This is a genomic window from Arthrobacter sp. Y3223164 (assembly GCF_059091005.1).
The window spans coordinates 1-910 of the sequence record NZ_JBNHGF010000675.1; the positions used below are offsets into that span (position 1 = coordinate 1).

Annotated in this window: 2 protein-coding genes; one reads left to right on the forward strand and one right to left on the reverse strand. The window is 71.5% G+C overall.

Going from position 1 to position 910, the window contains the following annotated elements; genetic code table 11:
• On the forward strand, nucleotides 1–663 hold a 663-nt coding region (locus AC5RUJ_RS17330; RefSeq protein WP_494156381.1), incomplete at its 5' end, for an AAA family ATPase.
• Nucleotides 664–713: 50 nt separating this feature from the next.
• On the opposite strand, the gene AC5RUJ_RS17335 is transcribed toward AC5RUJ_RS17330, so the two are convergent.
• The coding region (locus AC5RUJ_RS17335) for a D-aminoacyl-tRNA deacylase (protein ID WP_494156382.1) at nucleotides 714–910 on the reverse strand (197 nt) is incomplete at its 5' end.

Sequence of the window (910 nt, forward strand, 5' to 3'; positions counted from 1 at the left end):
GGCGGAACCGGCGAGGACGGCGCCCCGGTCCTCGTCGAGCTCGCCCATGCCGAGCGTGCCATGGACCGTGCCGCGCTGCGCTACGACCGGGCCGGCGACCAGCACTACGACATCACCAGCGCCTTCATCAAGTCGATGCGCGGTTCCGACGTGGACGCGGCGCTGCACTACATGGCCCGGATGCTGGAGGCGGGGGAGGACCCGCGGTTCGTGGCCCGCCGGATCGTAGTCCATGCGTCCGAAGACGTCGGCATGGCCGACCCCACCGCGCTGCAGACGGCCGTCGCCGCCGCCCAGGCCGTGCAGCTGATCGGCATGCCCGAGGCCCGGCTGGTGCTGGCCCAGGCCGTGGTCCACATCGCCACCGCACCGAAGTCGCCGGCCTGCTACCTGGCGATCAACGCGGCAGTGGCGGACGTGCGCGCCGGACGCGGCCAGGGAGTTCCCGTGCACCTGCGCGACTCCCACTACGCCGGCGCCAAGGGGATGGGCCACGGGAAGGGCTACGTGTACTCGCACGATGCCCCGCACGGGATCGCCACCCAGCAGTACGCACCCGACGACCTGGTGGGCCGGAACTACTACGAACCGACCACCAACGGCGCCGAGCGGGAGATCTCCGCCCGGGTGGACCGGCTGCGGAAGATCATCCGCGGCGGATAACGACGGCGGTGCCCGGGCTCCAACGACGGCGGTGCCCGGCCGTGCAAAACCTAATCGCGGCGCGGCTTGCCGAAGTCCTCCGTGTCCAGGCTGATGGTAAACGGGCCCGAATTCACCAGCTCCAGCTCCATCATGGCGCCGAACACTCCGGTTTCGACTTGCGCGCCGAGCACCCGCAGCGCCGCCACGAAGTCCTCCACCAAGGGTTCGCCGACCGCCGCCGGGGCGGCCGCCGACCAGGACGGCC